This window comes from Rhodoferax sp. ZS1R8 (assembly GCF_056521325.1).
In genome coordinates this window covers 1-1,725 of record NZ_JBWMBA010000046.1, presented here as the reverse complement: position 1 = coordinate 1,725, position 1,725 = coordinate 1, and the positions used below count along the sequence as shown (strand labels likewise).

The following is a 1,725-nucleotide window of genomic DNA, read 5'->3' as shown; positions in this document are numbered from 1 at the left end:
GCACCAGAGTCAGATTTTTGGCTTCGTGCTCGGCGAAATAGGCCAGCGTTTGCGCAATCAGCATACGTGCCAAGCGCACCGCCGGGGTGGGCGGCTGTGGGCTTGGGCGTTTGGCGGTTGAAATCGGTTGCTCGCGGTTCACGGTGCGATCTGTCAGGAGTCAAAAATAGTGCCCACGCAGGCGGGCTTTGGAAAAGGAGACGGGTTCTCCCAAGGATTGTGGTTCATTTCTCTTTAGAGTCGAACCGTGTGCGACGCATCCGCCGCGTTTAAGCGGCGAATGGCCCGCAAAAGAGGTAACCAGTTGTAACTCGTCGCCCAAGGGAGCCACCGATATCAGATCAACAACCGCGAGGATTTGGGAACGTGTGCAATCAAAAATTCCATCTGGTCCGCCAAAATGCGGCGATTGCGCAGGATGAAATCCTCCCACAGGCTGGGCACATACGGCGCGTACAGCAGCGGCATGCGCGCCTGCTCAGGGGTACGGTGACTCTTGCGGTGGTTACAGGGTCTGCAGGCCGTGACCACATTCATCCAGGTGTCCACGCCTTTTTGGGCAAAGGGAATGATGTGCTCGCGGGTCAGGTCGTGTTCGTGGAAACGCTGGCCACAGTAGGCGCACACATTGCGGTCGCGGTCGAACAATTTGCCATTGGTCAGGCCTGGGCGCAGGTTGAAAGGGTTGATATTAGGCACACCGCGGGTGCCGATGATGCTGTTGACGCGGATGATGGATTGCAGGCCAGTGATCGCGTTGTGACCGCCATGAAAAACCGCCACTTGGCCACCGGACTCCCAGCGCACCTCATCCGACGCGTAGTGGATGACCGCCTGTTCCAGCGATATCCACGACTGCGGCAGCCCCTGGGCCGACAATTTCAAGACTTTCAAAACACGCCCTCCTGAAACTATGCGGGACAGCCCGCAGTTACTTGACGCGAACCAGCTCAGTCCTCAACACATCAAGTCTGCAGAACAGGCTGCAACAACATGGCAAAAAAAGCTGCCTTGGCTGCTACGTCACAATATACCTTGTTTCTGTGACACATTGGCTTCAGGCGCTAGAACCCCTAGCGGCGACTGCTATCAAAAAGATAACAAATTCATGAAGGTTTTTCGCGGTTTCCATCACCCGGGTGTAGCCCCTGCTTGCGCACTGACCATAGGCAATTTTGACGGCGTGCACCGCGGCCACCAGGCCATGCTGGCGCTCTTGCGCGGTGAGGCGCAGCAGCGCGGCGTGCCCAGCTGTGTGCTGACGTTCGAACCCCATCCACGTGATTTCTTTGCCGCCACATTCAAGAAGCCCGAACTGGCGCCCGCACGGGTCGGCACGTTGCGCGACAAGCTGGACGATCTGGCGACCTGTGGCGTTGACCAGACCATCGTACTGCCCTTTGATGCCAAGCTGGCGGGGCAATCACCGCAGAGCTTTGTCGACACGGTGCTGGTGCAAGGTCTGGGCGCACGGTATGTGCTGGTAGGAGACGACTTCCGGTTTGGCGCCCAGCGCGCGGGTGACTACGCCTTTCTGGACGCTGCCGGCGACGCACAGGGCTTTGACGTGGCGCGCATGAACAGCTACGAGGTCCATGGTTTGCGTGTCTCCAGCTCAGCCGTGCGGGAGGCATTGGCCCGGGGCGACATGGCTGACGCTGCGCGCCTGCTGGGCCGGCCATACCGCATTTCGGGCCACGTGGTGCATGGCCGCAAGCTGCGCCG

The 1,725-nt window shown here is 59.4% G+C and carries 2 protein-coding genes; one reads left to right on the top strand and one right to left on the bottom strand.

Annotated elements, in window-relative coordinates:
- Positions 1–336: 336 nt before the first annotated feature.
- A complete protein-coding gene (locus AC097P_RS23600; protein ID WP_479612870.1) occupies positions 337–894 on the bottom strand; it encodes an HNH endonuclease in 558 nt (185 codons plus the stop codon).
- A 214-nt stretch (positions 895–1,108) separates the two neighbouring features.
- On the opposite strand from AC097P_RS23600, the gene AC097P_RS23595 reads away from it, so the two are divergent.
- Positions 1,109–1,725 (top strand): bifunctional riboflavin kinase/FAD synthetase (locus tag AC097P_RS23595; RefSeq protein WP_479612869.1); only part of this gene is annotated, 617 nt, incomplete at its 3' end.